The organism is Streptococcus sp. 400_SSPC (assembly GCF_001072745.1).
In the GTDB taxonomy this organism is placed as follows: Bacteria; Bacillota; Bacilli; order Lactobacillales; family Streptococcaceae; genus Streptococcus; species Streptococcus xiaochunlingii.
Genome location: NZ_JVIQ01000007.1, coordinates 1 through 18,074, shown reverse-complemented (window position 1 = coordinate 18,074; position 18,074 = coordinate 1). Strand labels below are relative to the sequence as shown.

15 protein-coding genes and 1 riboswitch are annotated in these 18,074 nt (G+C 44.8%); of the genes, 9 read left to right on the top strand and 6 right to left on the bottom strand.

The window, feature by feature from the left end; all coding sequences use genetic code 11:
- Positions 1-50: 50 nt before the first annotated feature.
- Positions 51-1,268: a serine/threonine transporter SstT gene (gene sstT, locus ADH49_RS01415; RefSeq protein WP_048688436.1), complete on the top strand. Its 1,218-nt coding sequence runs from the start codon at positions 51-53 to the stop codon at positions 1,266-1,268.
- Positions 1,269-1,297: 29 nt separating this feature from the next.
- On the opposite strand, the gene ADH49_RS01410 is transcribed toward sstT, so the two are convergent.
- The 5 genes from ADH49_RS01410 to zapA all read right to left on the bottom strand — a co-directional run bounded on the left by ADH49_RS01410 (position 1,298) and on the right by zapA (position 7,809).
- Positions 1,298-2,638, bottom strand: a complete 1,341-nt coding sequence (locus tag ADH49_RS01410) for an alanine/glycine:cation symporter family protein (RefSeq protein ID WP_048688433.1) — start codon at positions 2,636-2,638, stop codon at positions 1,298-1,300.
- Positions 2,639-2,794: 156 nt separating this feature from the next.
- Positions 2,795-2,885, bottom strand: a riboswitch (glycine riboswitch).
- A 136-nt stretch (positions 2,886-3,021) separates the two neighbouring features.
- Positions 3,022-4,440 carry a C69 family dipeptidase gene (locus tag ADH49_RS01405; RefSeq protein WP_048688430.1) on the bottom strand — a complete coding sequence of 473 codons (1,419 nt, stop codon included), beginning with the start codon at positions 4,438-4,440 and terminating at the stop codon, positions 3,022-3,024.
- Between the two features lie 80 nt (positions 4,441-4,520).
- Positions 4,521-6,857, bottom strand: a complete 2,337-nt coding sequence (locus tag ADH49_RS01400) for an endonuclease MutS2 (RefSeq protein WP_048688427.1) — start codon at positions 6,855-6,857, stop codon at positions 4,521-4,523.
- A 96-nt stretch (positions 6,858-6,953) separates the two neighbouring features.
- Complete coding sequence (locus ADH49_RS01395) at positions 6,954-7,508, bottom strand: CvpA family protein (RefSeq protein WP_048688423.1); 555 nt, start codon at positions 7,506-7,508, stop codon at positions 6,954-6,956.
- A gap of 10 nt (positions 7,509-7,518) precedes the next feature.
- Positions 7,519-7,809 carry a cell division protein ZapA gene (gene zapA, locus ADH49_RS01390; protein ID WP_023024429.1) on the bottom strand — a complete coding sequence of 97 codons (291 nt, stop codon included), beginning with the start codon at positions 7,807-7,809 and terminating at the stop codon, positions 7,519-7,521.
- 152 nt (positions 7,810-7,961) lie between these two features.
- Here zapA and ADH49_RS01385 point away from each other — a divergent pair, with 152 nt between their 5' ends.
- The 4 genes from ADH49_RS01385 (at position 7,962) to ADH49_RS01370 (ending at position 12,558) form a co-directional block, all read left to right on the top strand.
- Positions 7,962-8,441 carry a glutathione peroxidase gene (locus tag ADH49_RS01385; protein WP_048688419.1) on the top strand — a complete coding sequence of 160 codons (480 nt, stop codon included), beginning with the start codon at positions 7,962-7,964 and terminating at the stop codon, positions 8,439-8,441.
- Between the two features lie 55 nt (positions 8,442-8,496).
- On the top strand, positions 8,497-9,387 hold the full coding sequence (rnhC, locus tag ADH49_RS01380) for a ribonuclease HIII (protein WP_048688416.1): 891 nt from the start codon (positions 8,497-8,499) through the stop codon (positions 9,385-9,387).
- 3 nt (positions 9,388-9,390) lie between these two features.
- Positions 9,391-10,029: a signal peptidase I gene (gene lepB, locus ADH49_RS01375; protein WP_048688413.1), complete on the top strand. Its 639-nt coding sequence runs from the start codon at positions 9,391-9,393 to the stop codon at positions 10,027-10,029.
- 93 nt (positions 10,030-10,122) lie between these two features.
- Positions 10,123-12,558, top strand: a complete 2,436-nt coding sequence (locus ADH49_RS01370) for an ATP-dependent RecD-like DNA helicase (protein ID WP_048688409.1) — start codon at positions 10,123-10,125, stop codon at positions 12,556-12,558.
- A 28-nt stretch (positions 12,559-12,586) separates the two neighbouring features.
- Here the strand turns inward: ADH49_RS01370 and dinB are convergent, their stop codons facing one another.
- Positions 12,587-13,699 carry a DNA polymerase IV gene (gene dinB, locus ADH49_RS01365; RefSeq protein WP_048688406.1) on the bottom strand — a complete coding sequence of 371 codons (1,113 nt, stop codon included), beginning with the start codon at positions 13,697-13,699 and terminating at the stop codon, positions 12,587-12,589.
- Between the two features lie 225 nt (positions 13,700-13,924).
- Here dinB and pflB point away from each other — a divergent pair, with 225 nt between their 5' ends.
- The 4 genes from pflB to ADH49_RS01345 all read left to right on the top strand — a co-directional run bounded on the left by pflB (position 13,925) and on the right by ADH49_RS01345 (position 17,948).
- Positions 13,925-16,240, top strand: coding sequence for a formate C-acetyltransferase (pflB, locus tag ADH49_RS01360; protein ID WP_048688403.1), 2,316 nt, complete (start codon positions 13,925-13,927; stop codon positions 16,238-16,240).
- A 140-nt stretch (positions 16,241-16,380) separates the two neighbouring features.
- Positions 16,381-17,139 carry a threonine/serine exporter family protein gene (locus ADH49_RS01355; RefSeq protein WP_048688400.1) on the top strand — a complete coding sequence of 253 codons (759 nt, stop codon included), beginning with the start codon at positions 16,381-16,383 and terminating at the stop codon, positions 17,137-17,139.
- A 4-nt stretch (positions 17,140-17,143) separates the two neighbouring features.
- Positions 17,144-17,611, top strand: a complete 468-nt coding sequence (locus ADH49_RS01350; protein ID WP_048688397.1) for a threonine/serine exporter family protein — start codon at positions 17,144-17,146, stop codon at positions 17,609-17,611.
- 106 nt (positions 17,612-17,717) lie between these two features.
- Positions 17,718-17,948 (top strand): hypothetical protein, encoded by a 231-nt coding sequence (locus ADH49_RS01345; RefSeq protein WP_048688394.1) that lies wholly within the window; start codon positions 17,718-17,720, stop codon positions 17,946-17,948.
- Positions 17,949-18,074 lie beyond the last annotated feature (126 nt).

Below are 18,074 nucleotides of genomic sequence, written 5' to 3'. Positions count from 1 at the left end.
GACTTATCTATCGTATAATGGACGGTAAACTTTCAATAAAGGAGGTCCTTATGGTCAAACGACTCATTCAAACTTGGAACAAAACCAACCTGATGAAGCGGATTGCAATCGGAATCTTCGTTGGAGCCCTTTTAGCTCTGCTACTTCCTAAAGCATCTGCAATTGGTCTATTAGGGGAAATCTTTGTAGGAGGTTTGCGGGCTATTGCTCCTCTTCTAGTCTTCGCCCTTGTCGCTAACGCCCTCTCCCAGCACCAAAAGGGAACCCAAACCAATATGAAATCAGTCATTGTCCTCTACCTCCTGGGAACTTTTGCGGCAGCCTTGGTAGCGGTCCTGGTGAACTATCTCTTTCCTATTACCATTTCTTTAACAGGAACTAGTGCTGAAGGAACTTCTCCCGATGGACTAGGGGAAGTCATCAGCAACCTTCTCTTAAAAATCGTGGACAACCCGCTCAATGCCCTTATTCAGGCCAATTATATCGGGATTCTATCCTGGGCCGTCGTCTTTGGTGTTGCTATGAGAGAAGCGAGTGAGCACAGCAAGGACCTCCTTCAAACCCTGGCAGATATCACTTCCAAGATTGTCGAATGGATCATTAACCTTGCGCCATTTGGGATTCTTGGCTTGGTCTATACAACGATTGCAGGACAAGGATTTGATGGACTTAAGAGCTATGGCCTCCTCTTACTTCTCTTGGTTGGCACCATGTTCTTCGTCGCTCTAGTCATCAACCCGATTTTTGTCTACATCATGATTCGCAAAAATCCTTATCCGCTCGTCTTCAAATGTCTACGAGTCAGTGGACTGACTGCCTTCTTTACTAGAAGCTCTGCTGCTAACATCCCTGTCAATATGAAGCTCTGTAAGGAACTAGGTCTCAACCCTGATACTTACTCGGTCTCTATCCCTCTGGGATCTACTATTAATATGGCCGGAGCTGCCGTTACCATTAATACCTTGACCCTAGCTGCTGTCAACACCTTAGGCATTCAAGTCGATTTTGGGACTGCCCTGGTCCTCAGTATCGTTGCAGCTGTTTCAGCCTGTGGGGCTTCTGGAGTAGCTGGTGGTTCCCTCCTCTTGATTCCTGTCGCCTGCAGCCTCTTTGGTATCGACAATGATATCGCTATGCAAGTGGTTAGTGTAGGCTTCATTATCGGCGTTATCCAAGATTCTTGTGAAACAGCCCTCAACTCATCAACAGACGTCCTCTTTACAGCCATTTCTGAAATGAAAGATTGGCCCAAAGAAAAACGCTATTAAGACAGAAAGACCAGATCACACGATTTGGTCTATTTCTTTTTCTTAAAATATCGTTTGCTTTCCTTTAGAACAATAGGCGATAAGGCTAACAAGGCGATGAGATTCGGCAAGGCCATCAGTCCATTCACAATATCGGCAATGATCCAGACTAACTCCAACTGAAGAAAGCCTCCTACCCCCACCATCAGGATAAACAGAAGACGGTAATAGGGAATGAGTTTGACACCCGCCAAAAATTCGACACAGCGTTCACCATAATAAGACCAACCCAAAATGGTCGTCGTCGCAAACAGGACCAAACAAAGGGTCAGAATGATCCCACCGATGTGGCCAAAGGTCGAAATAAAGACCTGTTGGGTCAAATCACTCCCAACTTGCCCCACTGTTGTCCACTGGCCAGATACTAAAATAGCTAGACCAGTTAGGCTACAAATAATAATGGTATCGATGAAGGTCCCAGTCATAGAAATCAAACCTTGCTCCACTGGCTCTTCCGTCTTCGCTGCGGCTGCTGCAATCGGCGCAGATCCCAGTCCTGACTCATTGGAGAAAACTCCACGCGCCACCCCTTTTTGAACTGCCTCTTTCACCAAGGCTCCAGAAAAACCACCGATAGCCGCGGTTCTTGTAAAAGCACCTTGGAAAACTTGGGATAGAACGGTCGGCACTTGGTCCATATTCAAGACAATAATATAAACTGTCGCAAAGATATAGGCTGCAGCCATAAAAGGAACCACCTTTTCTGAAACCTTGGAAATCCAATGAATTCCCCCAAATATGACAGCCGATACAATTCCTGCAATGACCAGACTAGCGACTTGAGGAGAAAGTTGAAAACTAGTCTTCAAAGCGCCCGTAATGGCATTCACCTGGGTCATGGTTCCAATCCCAAAGAGAGCCACCAAGACACCTGTTAGGGCAAAGAAGATGGCAAGGGGACGCCACTTCTCTCCCATCCCGTGAAGAATGTAGTACATCGGACCACCAGAAATGTGACCATTGTCATCCTTGGTTCGGTAGCGAATGGCCAACAAACCTTCTGCATACTTGGTCGCCATTCCAAAGAAGGCTGCCATCCACATCCAAAAGAGGGCACCTGGGCCACCTGTCTGAATCGCTGTCGCTACTCCGACAATATTTCCTGTCCCAACTGTCGCCGCCAAGGCTGTTGCCAAGGCTCCGAAGCTAGAGATATCCCCTTCTCCTTGATCTTCTGTAAAAATGAGCCGAAAGGCTTGGGGTAAACGAAAAACTTGAAGCAAGCCCAAGCGTAAGCTCAGATAAATCCCAGTCCCCACCAAGAGGATCAAAAGGGGAGCCCCCCAGACCACATTATCTACTTGTTTAAAAAACGCCAACCAATTTGTCATCCTTATCTATTTCTCCTTTTATCATTTGTCTAGCTTTAGAAAGGGATAGCCATCCACTTCCTCCACATCATCCAAGCAATCATCCAAAGAGAAAAAGAAAGAGCACATGTCAAAACATGTACTCTGGTGCTCCAAATAAAAACCAAAAAGGCTTCTATCTTTTGCTCTGTCCTTTTACCTGAGAGTTTGAGTAGAATGCTCTACCTTGCCCCTTCGGTGCCTTTACGGTCTCTCCAGAGTTCCGTCCATTTCACAGTCATAGGAAGGCCCTACTTCTGAAAAACTTCATCCGGTATGATGTTCAATTTGTTCTATTTTAGCATAATTTGAAAAGAAAATCAATATTTTCAGAAACTATCATGAAATAGTACAACTTGGTCCAACTAGTCACTCAAAGAGAAATGGTTGGTCATCAGGTTACTAGCATCCAACAAGACCTTATCCAATAAGCAATCCGTCGCTTCTTGAATCTGATCACTCATTTCCTGATTTTCTCTTTCGAAATCAACGGTTTGTCCTGCTGCCAAGGCTTGATCCACTCGTCCAATCCGGGCATGCCCAAGGGCCATAGTGCTTTCTTGGTAATCTTCTAAATCTCCAACATGATGACTATAGTGGGCATCTGCCAGACCAGCAATGATTCGATTGGTCCAATAGAAGGAATCTGTCGTCACTTTTTCTGTCGTATTGGCAAAATAATCCGGTGTCGTATCGACCTGGGTAAAGAAAGGAACGGCCGTATTGAAAGGCATTGACCCATAGCAAAGCCATTGAATCCCGGTTGTCTCTTGAGGACGATTTGGCCGCAACTGGAGAATGGCCGTCTGGCTGGTCCGGTTAATGCCAATGGTACGGAAGGTCCGACGACTATGACTATCCCCTTCTAAAGCGTAAGGATCATAGGCTGAATCCTGGTAGTGACTGCTGAGGACATATTTGACATCTTCAATCGTAATCTTGCGGTAAGGTTTTTGACACCAAGGAAGGAAGAAGGAACGAGGATCTTGCTCCACTTCTGGGTTGAGGAATCGTTGAATATCCCAAGCCCGTGGCGTGTTGTAATGGCGGTCCTTATCTCGTTGGCTCCCAAAAGCATAACGAGGGTTAAAAGACGAACCGTCAAAATCCAAGGCCAGGTGATGGCGTTCCACAAAATCTTTCAAGTCTGGGTCACATAAAAACTCTTCCGGGCGATCAAACTCAAAGCGATCACTTCCCAATTGATTGGGATTGGTCACATAGGCATCGTCTGGCACACGGCGGGCCATCCAGTGATGACCACCGATGGTTTCCAACCACCAGATCTCATTGACATCGCTGATAGCTACTCCGTTAGACTCATAGGTTCCGTATTCTTCTAGGATTTTCCCCAAGCGAAGCACTCCTTCTCGGGCAGTCTGGACATAAGGAAGGACCAAGGTCAGCATGTCTTCCTCCCCAATTCCACTTTCCACCAGAGGGTCCGCCCCCAAGACTCGGCTATTGGTCGTAATGGTCTCTGTCTCACTCATAGCCACATTGTACCGATTGATCCCCGCTTCTCCCCAGATACCATCTTTTGGAATGGCATCTGGAACAGCTGTGTAACGAACAGGGTTATCTGGCAGGTCTATCTCAAAAGGAGATAGGACCGACCGATAATGACGGGGTTGATCCTCTGGCTGAACAACGATAAATTTCTTAGGAGTAAACACTCCGTTTTGAGAGTCTTCCGTGCGAGCTACAATGGTTGAACCATCATAACTGGCATCTTTTCCGACAAGTATGGTAGTACAAGAATCGGACGAACGATTAGGGGTCATATGCTTTCCTTCTTTCCGTTTAAACTGACTGTATTATAGCAAAAAGCGTGCCTGATTAAAAGGCACGACTGACTCTTTGCTTATTTAAAGGTCACAATTGTCGCTCCGCTTCCTCCTGCATTTTGAGGAGCGTACTCGAAGCTTTTGACATGCTTATTGCGACGGAGGTACTTGGTAACTCCTTCCCGGATGACCCCAGTTCCGATACCGTGGATGATATCGACTTGGGCCATATTATTGAGAAGGGCTTGGTCGATAAAGCTGTCCAATTCTTCCATGGCTTCCTCATACCGTTTGCCACGAAGGTCCAAGCGAGCCCGAGGTCCATTGGCATTGGAACGTTTGACTACGTGGACCTGGCGTTTTTTCGGTTGAGAAGCATCTTTTTCAGCTTTCAACAGATTAAATTCTTTTTCTTCCAAGGTCATCTTGATCAGTCCCACTTGGGCTTCCCAACGACCATCCTTGAGCTGCTTGGTAAGACTTCCTCTTTGTCCATAGCTGATGACCAAGATCTCGTCTCCGACTTTTGGAGCACGGGCTTTCTTAGCCTGTTTCAAGACCTTGTTTTTCGATAGATCGACTGTTTCTGGGGCCAATTTTTTCAACTGAGACTTGGCTTCAATAATTTCATGGGGCTTGAGTTGCGATTTGGCATGAAGACCTTGCAAAATCTGATCGCTTTCTGCTAGAGCAAGATCCACAATTTCTTGCGCTTCTTTACGCGCCTTGTTGAGCTCTGTTTCCCGCTCTCGGGTCAACTCATTGTACAATTTCTTGAGGACGCGGTTGAATTTCAGATTTTCCTGTTCAACATCTCGGATGGACTCGAGTCGTTTGCGACTTTCTAGGGTCTGAGCTTCCAACTTTTCAATGATGCGGTTGACATCCCGATCCTGATTGGTCAACCCCTGCGCTTGACGAACAATCACTTCTGACAAGCCTAGACGACGCGCGATTTCAAAGGCATTGGAACGTCCTGGTACCCCCTGCATAAACCGATAGGTCGGACGCAGGCTGTCCGTATCAAATTCCATGCTGGCATTTTGAACACCAAGTGTCTCAATCCCATAGGCCTTAAGTTCTGGATAGTGGGTGGTCGCCATGGTCTTGATCCCTCGTAAGCGGAGATCTTCTAGGATGGCGATCGCCAGTGAAGCCCCTTCCTGAGGATCCGTTCCAGCTCCCAACTCATCCAGCAAGACCAAGGATTCCTCATCGACCTGCTCCAAAATAGAGACAATATTGGTCATGTGACTGGAGAAGGTAGACAGGCTCTGCTCGATCGACTGCTCATCCCCGATATCAGAGAAGATTTGCGTGAAGACAGCTACCTTACTCCCAGCATCTGCTAGGATTGGCAAGCCCGACTGGGCCATTAATTGGGCTAGTCCCAGGGTCTTGAGCATGATGGTCTTCCCACCCGTATTCGGTCCGGTAATCACAATCTCTGTGAGGTCTTTGCCAAAGTGGATATCATTAGGAACAGCCTTCTCAATCAAGGGATGGCGAACCTGCAAGAGCTGAATCTCCCCTTGATCTGACAAGGTTGGAATAGTTCCTTTTCGGTCCTGTAAAAAGCGATGTTTGGCCCGAACGAGGTCAATATGACCGATCAGCCAAGCATTGTTTCGGATTTCCCCCGCATGAGGACGAAGGAGGTTTGAAATTTCTTCCAAGATCCGGAGCATCTCGAAGCGTTCATCTGCACGATGGTTGGCAATATCTTCATTAAGATTGACGACCGCTCGAGGTTCGATATAGACGGTATTTCCACTGGCTGAAATATCGTGCACCACACCGGCAATCCGATTGCGGTAGGTGTTTTTGACTGGCAAGACATTTCGTCCATTCCGACTCGCTACGACCTGATCAGCCAGCATTTCGGACTTGGTCTTCAACAATTCTTGTAAAATGTCTCGCACTTGGTGTTCATTCTCTTGAATCCGTCGACGAATTTTTGCCAAGGTTTCACTGGCAAAGTTTTCAATAAATCCTGCCTCATTAATGGCATGGAGACTTCCCTGCAACTGTGGAAGGTCGACTAGATTTTCAAATATCCGATCCAGTTTTTCCAAGCGGACATTTTCTAATTCATCATAAAAATTTCGCAATTCATGGGTCACGCGCAGGACTTTCTTGACCGCTAACAATTCATCGATATTGAGCGATGTTTCTAGTTCTAAACGCTTGGTCACTGGACGAATTTCTTGGATGGTGGGCACGCTAAAATGCGGATGCTCCACAAATATCTGAGCCATATCCGCCATTTCAAGAAAGGCGGTTTCAATTGCTTCTTTTTTTGTAAGTGGGGCTAATTCCTGCAACTCCACTTCGCCCTGCTCCGTTTGCAAATAGGGCTCTACTAAGTTTTTGACTTTTTGAAACTCTAAGGTTTCGAGAATTTTTTGATTCATGTTTCTCCACAACAGAAAAGGAGGCTGATTTTGGTTTGAGCCTCCCCTTCCTTTCTATAATAACTCTCATGAACTGTTAGACATGATGAGAAGTGATTACGCACCTAAGATTTTTACAACCCAAAGTTGTTTCAAGAGGCCTGCTGTAAGGGGGCTATGCTGCACCATAAATCGAATGAGGAAACTTCCATGAAGTCGATCTTGAATGGCTGCCATGGGGATGGTTGACAAAATCGTGAATCCCATTTGCAGAACAAAGTAGGTTACTAGGACAGCTAGCACACCACTGGCAATCTGAAACGGATACTCCTCCCATTTTTCAGGCGTTGGAATCAAGGGAATAAAGAGTCCAATCACTCGACCTATCGCATAGACTAAAACAAACAAGATGAAGTAAGCCAAACCAGCGTAAAAAACTTTGTCTAAGTGAAAGAGTTGGTCTGCACCATAAAAATAGCTTTTTGAAGCTTGTGTTGCACTCGAAAATGGAATCCATAGACTAATGGTTTTTGCCAAGGACTGATAGCCTGATCCTGCGACCAACATGGCCACAATCATGGTTAAAAAATAATATCCTTGAAGCAAAATCCCTCGTGAATACCCAATATAAAAACTCCAAGCTAGGATGAATAAAATCAGGATTGAAAACATGCAACTCCCCTTAATTAGATGATCTACCGACTAGGCCATCTAGGGCCTTGCGACGAAAATCTTCCAATTCTTTTTCCTTATCGTCAAACTCAATCTCACGACTCAATTGTGTTGACAAACTATTGATTGCTAGTAAAATGGCCAGGGTCTCATCATCAGCAGCTGGCATTTGTTCTTTAATCGCTTCATATTTTTCTTTCGCGACCCGTTCAACCTCTTCCATAAAGAGATTATCATGATTAGTTGTAAGAGTCAGCGATTTATTACCGAAAGTAAATTTGTATCTATTTAAGCTGGACATAAAAATCACCTCACGATATTATATCAAAATCTAGCCCGCTTGTCAGTAGGAAAATCCCCTTCCCATAGGAAATACCGAAGCACTAGGACCACGGTTTAACTTTTTTCGACTCAAGCGTGATACAATAGAGAAAGTAGGAAAGGACGTGTAAAATGACTATCTATGATTTCACTGTAATGGCCCAAGATGGGAGCCCCTTCTCCCTCGAAGCATACCGAGGCCAAGTACTCCTCATCGTCAATACTGCAACAGGTTGCGGTCTGACTCCTCAATACCAGGGATTGCAAGAGCTCTATGAGCGCTACCATGATCAAGGATTTGAAATCCTTGACTTTCCATGCAATCAATTTATGGGCCAAGCACCGGGAAGTGCGGAGGAGATTAATCAATTTTGTAGCCTCCATTACCGAACCAGCTTCCCACGTTTCGCAAAAATAAAAGTCAATGGGAAAGAAGCCAGCCCCCTCTACCAATGGTTAAAAGAACAAGCTAGTGGTCCCTTGGGCTCCCGCATTGAATGGAATTTCGCCAAATTCTTGATCAATCGCCAAGGCCAAGTCATCCACCGCTTCTCTTCAAAAACTGATCCTCAAGCAATTGAAGCTAGCCTAAAAGAAGTTCTTTCAGACTAAATTTGACTGGTCTTTTTCTGGCCTTTCATCTAGCTTTTATGATACAATAAGGGTTATGGAAACAATTACATTGTCCCCTCAAAACGAGGACATCCAAGCATTTGTTGGTCAGCACCAAGACCACCTGCTACCTTCAAAAAATCCATATATCCGATATTTTTTTAAGGCTCCTGGTGCAACCATTTCGATTTACACATCAGGAAAGGTTGTCCTACAAGGTAATCAGGCCACGCGCTATGCTGCCTTCTTCGGTTACCAACAAGATCCGATAGACCAAGCACTTGCTGGACAAGACTTCCCCTTAATCGGAACGGATGAAGTTGGGAACGGTTCTTACTTTGGAGGGCTTGCCGTCGTGGCTTCACTGGTCAGCCCGGAGCAACATGCCCGCTTAAAAAGTCTAGGAGTTGGGGATTCTAAAACCTTAGATGATCGAAAAATTCGAGCTCTCGCACCGATCCTCAAACAAGAAATCCCGCATCAGGCCTTACTGCTGACACCTAAAAAATACAATCAGGTCATCGCCTCTGGCTACAATGCGGTATCTGTCAAGGTTGCTCTTCACAATCAAGCCATTTTTTTGCTCTTGCAACAAGGGGCAAAAGCTCAAAAGATTGTAGTCGATGCCTTTACGACCAAGAAAAACTATGATCGCTATGTTCAAGCAGAAGCGAATCAGGTCCCACAAGTCGTCACCCTAGAAGAGAAGGCCGAAGGAAAATACTTGGCAGTAGCTGTGAGTTCCATTATTGCCCGTGACCTCTTCCTCCAAAATCTGGAAGATTTGAGTCAAGAACTCGGCTACACCCTTCCTAGTGGGGCTGGTGCGCCCTCAGACAAGGTAGCTGCTCAACTATTAAAGGCCTATGGCATTCAAGCCCTTGACTACAGTGCCAAACTTCATTTTAAAAATACAGAAAAAGCAAAAAAATTGATAGAAAGATAAAGCATGAAACGTTCAAAAAAATCAAATAATCCAGTCCGTTCTTTCCTGAAAGAATGGGCGCTCTTCGGCCTCATTATTGGAGGCATTATTCTCTCTCGTATTTATCTGTGGACGCCTGTCCGTGTCGATGGCCATTCTATGGATCCGACCTTGGCAGATAGTGAATACCTTCTCGTTATCAATAAACTGCCTATCGACCGTTTTGATATCGTGGTCGCTAGTGAAACAGAAAATGGAAAAACCAAAGAAATCGTTAAACGGGTCATTGGACTCCCTGGTGAGACCATCGAGTACAAAAACGATGTCCTCTATATCAACGGCAAAGAAACTGACGAGCCTTACTTGAAAGACTACATTCAAAAATTTAAAGAAGATAAATTGCAATCAACCTATTCTGGAAAAGGGTTCGAAGAAAATGGAGAACTCTTCCGCCAAATGGCACAGATTGCCGAAGCTTTCACCGTTGATAGAGATGGAAGTGCGACCTTCACGAAAAAGCTCTTGGATGATGAGTATCTACTCCTTGGTGATGATCGAATCGTTTCAAAAGATAGCCGCCAGGTGGGGGCTTTCAAGAAGGAACAAATCAAAGGGGAAGCCGTCCTTCGCCTCTGGCCACTCCTTCCATTCCAGACTTATTAACCCATGATGAGGTTGGGACTCTTGTTCCAATCTCTTTCAATATCTTCATGAGAGATAAGCTCTCTCAGACCATTACTTAAAAGGAAACTCTGCATGGAATACTATTTCTCAGGAACCATTGAGCGGGTCATTTTTGAAAATCAAAGTAGTTTTTTCCGTATCTTATTGTTGGATATCAATGATACAGATGCAGAGGACTATGATGACTTTGACATTATCGTCACTGGAACGATGGCAGATATCGTCGAAGGAGAAGATTATACCTTCTGGGGAGAACTGGTCCATCATCCGAAATATGGCCAACAGTTGCAAATGAATCGCTATGAACGAGCCAAACCCACTAGCAAAGGCTTGGTGAAATACTTTTCTAGCGACCATTTTAAAGGGATCGGACTCAAAACGGCCCAAAAAATCGTGGATCTCTATGGCGAGGATACCATTGATAAAATTCTGCAAGCACCTGAAAAACTGGCCTCTATCTCCGGACTTTCTAAAAAGAATCGCGAGGCCTTTGTCGAAAAACTACAGCTCAACTATGGTACGGAACGGGTCCTCGCCCAACTTGCTAACTATGGCATCCCTAATAAACTAGCCTTCCAAATCCAGGATTTCTACAAGGAAGAAACCTTGCAAATCGTCGAATCAGCTCCTTATCAACTGGTCGAAGATATTCAAGGAATGGGCTTTAAAATTGCCGACCAATTAGCAGAAGAATTAGGGATTGCCAGTGATGCACCTGAACGCTTCCGAGCAGGACTGGTTCATAGTCTTTTAACCCTCTCCTTAGAAACAGGGGACACCTACGTTGAAGCCAAAGAATTGCTCCAAGCCACCATCCAACTCTTAGAAGCATCTCGTCCAGTCGAGCTCGATCCAGCCAGCGTCGCCCAAGAATTGGCCAGTCTCATCGAAGAAGACAAGGTGCAAAACATTGACACTAAGATTTTCAACAACAGCCTCTTCTTTGCAGAAGAAGGGATCCGAAGCCATATCGGTCGCCTGTTAGAAAAAGGAAAGCAAGAATCTTTCGAAGCAGAAAAAATCGAACAAACGATCGATGACATTGAAGAAGATCTCCATATCCACTACGATCCCATCCAACGGAAGGCTATCCGGGAAGCCATCCAGCAAAAGGTCTTCGTGCTAACAGGTGGACCAGGAACAGGGAAAACAACCGTTATCAATGGAATTATCGGAACCTATGCCCGCCTGCACCAATTGGATCTTCGGAAAAAATCTCAATTACCAATCCTCTTAGCTGCTCCAACCGGTCGAGCAGCCCGTCGAATGAGTGAACTGACAGGTCTTCCGAGCGCCACCATTCATCGTCACTTAGGAATGACGGGAGACGACGACACGAGCCACTTGGATGATTATCTCGATGCGGATTTTGTCATTGTCGATGAATTCTCTATGGTGGATACTTGGCTGGCCAATCAGCTTCTCAGCAATATCTCCTCCAATACCAAACTCTTAATCGTTGGAGATGCCGATCAGCTTCCTTCTGTGAGTCCTGGGCAAGTCTTGTCCGATCTCCTACAGATCCCCAGCATCCCTCAAGTCAAACTGGAACACATCTTCCGTCAAAGTGAAGATTCGACTATCGTCACTTTGGCCAGTCAGATTCGCAAAGGCCAACTGCCTCCTGATTTCACAGAGAAAAAACCTGATCGTTCCTACTTTGAAGCACCGAGTGAGCTCATCGCTCCCATGATTGAAAAAATTACCAGCGCTGCTCTTCGCAACGGCATTCCGGCTCGAGACATCCAGGTCCTCGCTCCGATGTATCGAGGTTCTGCAGGCATTGACCAGATTAACAGTCTCATGCAAGAGCTCCTCAATCCATTAGAAACGGGTGCTCTATTCTTTCAAACACTGGATTGCCAGTATCGAAATGGTGACAAGGTCATCCACCTGGTCAATGATGCCGAAAGCAATGTCTTTAACGGTGATATTGGCTACATCACCGACCTCTTGCCAGCTAAGTATACCGAATCCAAGCAAGATGAACTCACCATCCAATTTGATGGCAATGAATTGGTCTACCCCCGCAATGAATGGTACAAGATTCGCCTGGCTTATGCCATGAGCATCCACAAGTCACAGGGAAGCGAATTTCCTGTGGTCATCCTTCCTCTGACCAATCAGAGCCACCGCATGCTCCAACGCAATCTGATCTACACAGCCATTACCCGTTCGAAAAGCAAACTCATCCTCCTGGGAGAATACACTGCATTTGACTTTGCGACAAAGAATACCGGAACCGCTCGCAAAACCTATCTGATTGAGCGTTTTTCGGATGGGGTTCCTCAACGTAGAGACTCTGCCTCACAGAGCCCTGTCCACCTGGAAGAGCCCATAAAAAAAACAGAGCCCCAAAGGGAGCTCTTCTCAGTTGAAAACCGCTCTGACTCACCTGCTTCCCAAGCTTCTCAACAAGGCTATCGATTAACAGAGGACAATTACTTAAGCATTGATCCCATGATTGGCCTCACCGAGGAAGAGATTCAACAGTTCTTCAAAAACTAGCTAAAAATTCCCCGTAGGTCAAGTATACCTACGGGGTTTCTTCTATTAGAGATCCTTCATGGGTTTCCCGAGACTCGGAAGAAAAATTAGTGAGGGTCACCCCTAAAAGGCGAATACCTAAGGAGTTACTTTCTAGGCTTTGGTAGAGCTCCTGGGCCAGTCTCTGAATGGCTTCAGGGTCTCTAGTTGCTTCCTCTAAACTTCGTCTCTTGGTCAAGGTCGTAAAATCGGCATAACGAATCTTTAGCACCAAGGTCTTACCAATTTTCTGATGCTTGGCCAAACTGCTCGCTACCTTTTCAGATAGGTTGGTTAATTCTTTTAGCACATCATCCTCGGCCACCAGCAATTTTCGATAGGTGCGTTCCTTCCCAATGGACTTGCGAATGCGATTGCTCTTAACCGGACTATTATGAATCCCCCGAGCCTTTCGATAGAGATCAAAACCAAAACGACCGAAGTGATCGATGAGAGTCATTTCCGGCACTTCTAAGAGATCTGCACCAGTATAAATTCCCAAATCATGAAGTCGCTCCACTGTCCGTTTCCCCACACCATGAAACTTAGCAACATCCAGCTGACTTAAAAAGTCTTGAGCTTGCTCGGGTAAAATGACGGTCAGTCCCTGAGGCTTCTGGTAATCACTGGCAATTTTTGCTAGAAACTTATTGTAGGAAACTCCGGCAGAAGCAGTTAGGTGCAATTCATTCCAAATAGCATGCTGAATCAAGCGAGCTACCTTGACAGCAGACTGAAGACCAAGCTTATTGTTGGTCACATCCAGATAGGCTTCATCAATGCTCATAGGCTCAATCAGATCGGTGTAGCGTTTAAATATTTCTCTGACTTGGAGACCGACTGCCTGGTACTTCTCGTAGTTTCCAGGGATGAAAACTGCCTGAGGACACCGTTCATAGGCCTCTTTGGAACTCATAGCCGAATGGACACCATATTTTCTGGCTTCGTAATTACAAGTCGACACCACTCCTCTTCCGCCAGACAAACGGGGATCATGGCCAATAATGACAGGCTTTCCCTTCAATTCAGGATGGTCACGCTCTTCAACGGACGCAAAAAAGGCATCCATATCGATATGAATGATTTTACGGCTCGTATCATTGACTAAAGGAAATATGAGCATGGGCAACCTCCTCTTTCATTATATCCCTATCAACGATTTTTTCCTACTAATTTTCACTTCTCCCAAGACAAAAATATAATACAGTTTATCCATATATCCCCTTCTGTATTATAAAAGAATCCAAAATCTTTTTGCTATTCCCTTTGTGAAACCGATTTCCATATGGTATACTACTATTGTAAGTGCAACAGATTTGTTGCTAGAAAGACAAAAGAGGATTTAAACATGGTTGTTAAAACAGTTGTTGAAGCACAAGACATTTTTGACAAAGCCTGGGAAGGCTTCCAAGGTGAAGACTGGAAAGAAAGAGCCAGTGTCTCACGCTTTGTACAAGCTAACTACACTCCATATGATGGAGACGAAAGCTTCCTAGCTGGCCCAACAGAACGTTCACTTCACATCAAGAAGATTGTTGAAGAAACAAAAGCACACTACGAAGAAACTCGTTTCCCATACGATACTCGTCCAACTTCTATCGCTGATATCGCAGCTGGATACATCGACAAAGAAAACGAAGTGATCTTCGGTATCCAAAACGATGAATTGTTCAAATTGAACTTCATGCCTCGTGGTGGTATCCGTATGGCGGAAACTACTTTGAAAGAAAATGGATATGAGCCAGATCCAGCTGTGCATGAAATCTTCACTAAATATGTAACAACAGTTAACGACGGTATCTTCCGTGCTTATACTACAAACATCCGTCGTGCACGTCACGCTCACACAGTAACTGGTCTTCCAGATGCATACTCACGTGGACGTATCATCGGGGTTTATGCTCGTTTGGCCCTTTACGGAGCTGACTACTTGATGGCTGAAAAAGCAAACGACTGGAACGCGATTACTGAAATCGATGAAGAATCAATCCGTCTTCGTGAAGAAGTAAACCTTCAATACCAAGCACTTCAAGAAGTTGTTAAATTGGGTGACCTTTATGGTGTAGACGTACGTCGTCCTGCCTTCGATACAAAAGAAGCAATCCAATGGACAAACATCGCCTTCATGGCTGTCTGCCGTGTGATCAACGGTGCTGCTACTTCTCTTGGACGTGTGCCAATCGTTTTGGATATCTACGCTGAACGTGACTTGGCTCGTGGTACTTACACTGAATCTGAAATCCAAGAATTCGTTGACGATTTCGTTATGAAATTGCGTACTGTTAAATTTGCTCGTACAAAAGCTTACGACCAATTGTACTCAGGTGACCCAACCTTCATCACAACTTCTATGGCTGGTATGGGTAACGACGGACGTCACCGTGTTACGAAGATGGACTTCCGTTTCTTGAACACGTTGGACAACATCGGTAACTCTCCAGAACCAAACTTGACAGTTCTTTGGACTGACAAATTACCATACAGCTTCCGTCGCTACTGTATGCACATGAGCCACAAACACTCTTCTATCCAATACGAAGGTGTAACTACTATGGCTAAAGACGGATACGGTGAAATGAGCTGTATCTCATGTTGTGTATCTCCACTTGACCCAGAAAACGAAGAACAACGCCACAACATCCAATACTTTGGTGCTCGTGTAAACGTTCTTAAAGCTCTTCTTACTGGTTTGAACGGTGGTTACGACGACGTTCATAAAGACTACAAAGTATTTGACATCGATCCTATCCGTGACGAAGTTCTTGAATTCGAATCTGTTAAAGCAAACTTCGAAAAATCACTTGACTGGTTGACTGACACTTACGTAGATGCTTTGAACATCATCCACTACATGACTGATAAGTACAACTACGAAGCTGTTCAAATGGCCTTCTTGCCAACTCACCAACGCGCTAACATGGGATTCGGTATCTGTGGATTCGCTAACACTGTTGATACTTTGTCAGCAATCAAATACGCTACTGTTAAACCAATCCGTGACGAAGATGGCTACATCTACGATTACGAAACAATCGGTGAATACCCACGTTGGGGTGAAGATGACCCACGTTCTAACGAATTGGCAGAATGGTTGATCGAAGCTTACACTACTCGTCTTCGCAGCCACAAACTTTACAAGAATGCAGAAGCTACAGTTTCACTTTTGACTATCACTTCTAACGTTGCTTACTCTAAACAAACTGGTAACTCACCAGTCCACAAAGGGGTATACCTCAACGAAGATGGTTCTGTGAACACAAGCAAATTGGAATTCTTCTCACCAGGTGCTAACCCATCTAACAAAGCGAAAGGTGGATGGTTGCAAAACTTGAACTCACTTGCTAGCCTTGACTTTGGTTACGCAGCTGACGGTATCTCACTCACTACTCAAGTGTCACCTCGTGCTCTTGGTAAAACTCGTGACGAACAAGTAGACAACTTGGTAACTATCCTTGATGGATACTTCGAAAACGGTGGACAACACGTTAACTTGAACGTTATGGACTTGTCAGACGTTTACGAAAAGATCATGAGCGGTGAAGACGTTATCGTTCGTATCTCTGGATACTGTGTAAACACTAAATACCTCACTCCAGAACAAAAAACTGAATTGACACAACGTGTCTTCCACGAAGTTCTTTCTATGGATGATGCATTGAGCTAAGATTCAAATAGATTTTTCAAACCAGTCGGAAACGGCTGGTTTTTTCTTGTCCTGTCTTGACTAAATCCGTGGTAACACTAGTACAAATCAGTGAAATTTTGATATAATGGAAGCAATCTATTAACAGAACAGGAAGAACAATGGAAGCGTCTAAAGATATGGACCGCGTGATTGATGTCCTCATGTTGGCAGGAACCCTCCTTTTAGAGAGTGGTTCTGAAATCCATCGGGTGGAGGATACCATGATCCGGATTGCTCATTCTCAAGGAATCGATGATTGCAATGCCTTAGCGATGCCAGTCGCTATTTTCTTTTCAATCGAAAATGCCAATATCACGCGGATGAAGCGGATCCTGCGGACCAATTACAATATCGAGAAGGTCTGTGATGTCAATCAGATTTCTCGCCAATTAGTCTCTGGGCACATCAATCTCGAAGAAGCCTACCAAGCCTTGATCCAATTGAAGCAGAAGGCAGTGCCTTATACCAATCTACAGTTAACCATTGCGGCTACTCTAAGTGCTCCTTTTTTCTCCATTATGTTTGGCGGGAATTTTTATGATGCGATAGGAGCAGGTATTGCGACTGTCTTTGCCTATGCTTTCTCTCTAGTAGTTGAGAAATACGTGCGCATCCCTTTTGCCACTGCTTTTGCGGCAGCCTTTGTCTTTGGCTTTTTGGCCCATATTTGGGCCCGCTATAGTGGTTTTCCTTCCAATACCGATCTCATAATTGCTGGTTGTGTCATGCCTTTCGTTCCTGGGATTGCCATGACCAATGCCGTCAGGGATCTGATGAACAACCACCTCAACTCTGGGATGAGTAAACTCTTTGAGACCCTGCTCATTACTCTTGCCCTTGGTGCCGGAACGACCGTCGCTCTTGTCCTTATGAAATAGAATCATGAATCTAATCGAATTTTTAATCCAAGCCGTGGCGAGTTTGATTGCCATCATTACCTTTTTAATCGTCCTCAACGTGCAACGTTCCATGCTACTCCCTGGAGGAATTTTAGGGATGGCTATTTGGTTGCTCTACTATATCTTGAAAGGACCTACCAATGTTATCATTGCGACTTTTATCGCCGCCATTGTCGGTTCTTGTATCAGTCAAATTTTAAGTATCATCTACAAGACGCCTGTCGTTGTCTTTATGCTAGCTATTCTCGCTCCTTTGGTTCCTGGATATATTTCCTATCGGACCACCTCCTTCTTTGTTAGTGGCCAATATCAGCAAGCCGTGACCAGTGTGACCCTAGTTGTTATTCTGGCCTTGGTTATCTCTATCGGGATGGCTAGCGGGTCTGTCGTCTTGAAACTCTACCATTCTTACCAACGCCATCAAAAAAGAAAAATGACCAATGCCAACTAGCATTGGTTTTTCAAAACTTATCTATGTAATCGCTTGCATTTTTGTTTAAAAGGAGTACAATGATAGTGAAAAAACAAATCCTTTAAAGTATGTGAGGTACTGTATGATGGTAAACAAGTATATCAAGTATCTTCCTTGGGTGATTCTAGGAGCCTTCTCCTCCTATCTATCAGCGACTTACTATGCCCGCAGTTCATTTGACTTGTTCTATCTGACTTTGATCTTTCTGATTGCGGACATCGCTATACTCGTCTTCTACGAAAAAGTTCTAAGAGACAAATGCAAAGAACTCTTCATACGGGTTATGAGTAACCCTAAGAAAGATAAGCAAGCATAAGAGTTGAAAAGGCTGGGACAAAAGTCCTAGCCTCTCAATTGTTTTTGGATTGTCGAGCAAGATGCAGTGGTTGAGTGGGCTCTACTACGCTGATTTCATCAGCTTTTACAGCCCTACTCAACTGTG

What these genes read in the sequence shown, in the direction of transcription:
- sstT (WP_048688436.1), top strand. Translation starts at nt 51, where the DNA reads ATGGTCAAACGACTCATTCAAACTTGGAACAAAACCAACCTGATGAAG.
- ADH49_RS01410 (WP_048688433.1), bottom strand. Translation starts at nt 2,638, where the DNA reads ATGACAAATTGGTTGGCGTTTTTTAAACAAGTAGATAATGTGGTCTGG.
- ADH49_RS01405 (WP_048688430.1), bottom strand. Translation starts at nt 4,440, where the DNA reads ATGACCCCTAATCGTTCGTCCGATTCTTGTACTACCATACTTGTCGGA.
- ADH49_RS01400 (WP_048688427.1), bottom strand. Translation starts at nt 6,857, where the DNA reads ATGAATCAAAAAATTCTCGAAACCTTAGAGTTTCAAAAAGTCAAAAAC.
- ADH49_RS01395 (WP_048688423.1), bottom strand. Translation starts at nt 7,508, where the DNA reads ATGTTTTCAATCCTGATTTTATTCATCCTAGCTTGGAGTTTTTATATT.
- zapA (WP_023024429.1), bottom strand. Translation starts at nt 7,809, where the DNA reads ATGTCCAGCTTAAATAGATACAAATTTACTTTCGGTAATAAATCGCTG.
- ADH49_RS01385 (WP_048688419.1), top strand. Translation starts at nt 7,962, where the DNA reads ATGACTATCTATGATTTCACTGTAATGGCCCAAGATGGGAGCCCCTTC.
- rnhC (WP_048688416.1), top strand. Translation starts at nt 8,497, where the DNA reads ATGGAAACAATTACATTGTCCCCTCAAAACGAGGACATCCAAGCATTT.
- lepB (WP_048688413.1), top strand. Translation starts at nt 9,391, where the DNA reads ATGAAACGTTCAAAAAAATCAAATAATCCAGTCCGTTCTTTCCTGAAA.
- ADH49_RS01370 (WP_048688409.1), top strand. Translation starts at nt 10,123, where the DNA reads ATGGAATACTATTTCTCAGGAACCATTGAGCGGGTCATTTTTGAAAAT.
- dinB (WP_048688406.1), bottom strand. Translation starts at nt 13,699, where the DNA reads ATGCTCATATTTCCTTTAGTCAATGATACGAGCCGTAAAATCATTCAT.
- pflB (WP_048688403.1), top strand. Translation starts at nt 13,925, where the DNA reads ATGGTTGTTAAAACAGTTGTTGAAGCACAAGACATTTTTGACAAAGCC.
- ADH49_RS01355 (WP_048688400.1), top strand. Translation starts at nt 16,381, where the DNA reads ATGGAAGCGTCTAAAGATATGGACCGCGTGATTGATGTCCTCATGTTG.
- ADH49_RS01350 (WP_048688397.1), top strand. Translation starts at nt 17,144, where the DNA reads ATGAATCTAATCGAATTTTTAATCCAAGCCGTGGCGAGTTTGATTGCC.
- ADH49_RS01345 (WP_048688394.1), top strand. Translation starts at nt 17,718, where the DNA reads ATGGTAAACAAGTATATCAAGTATCTTCCTTGGGTGATTCTAGGAGCC.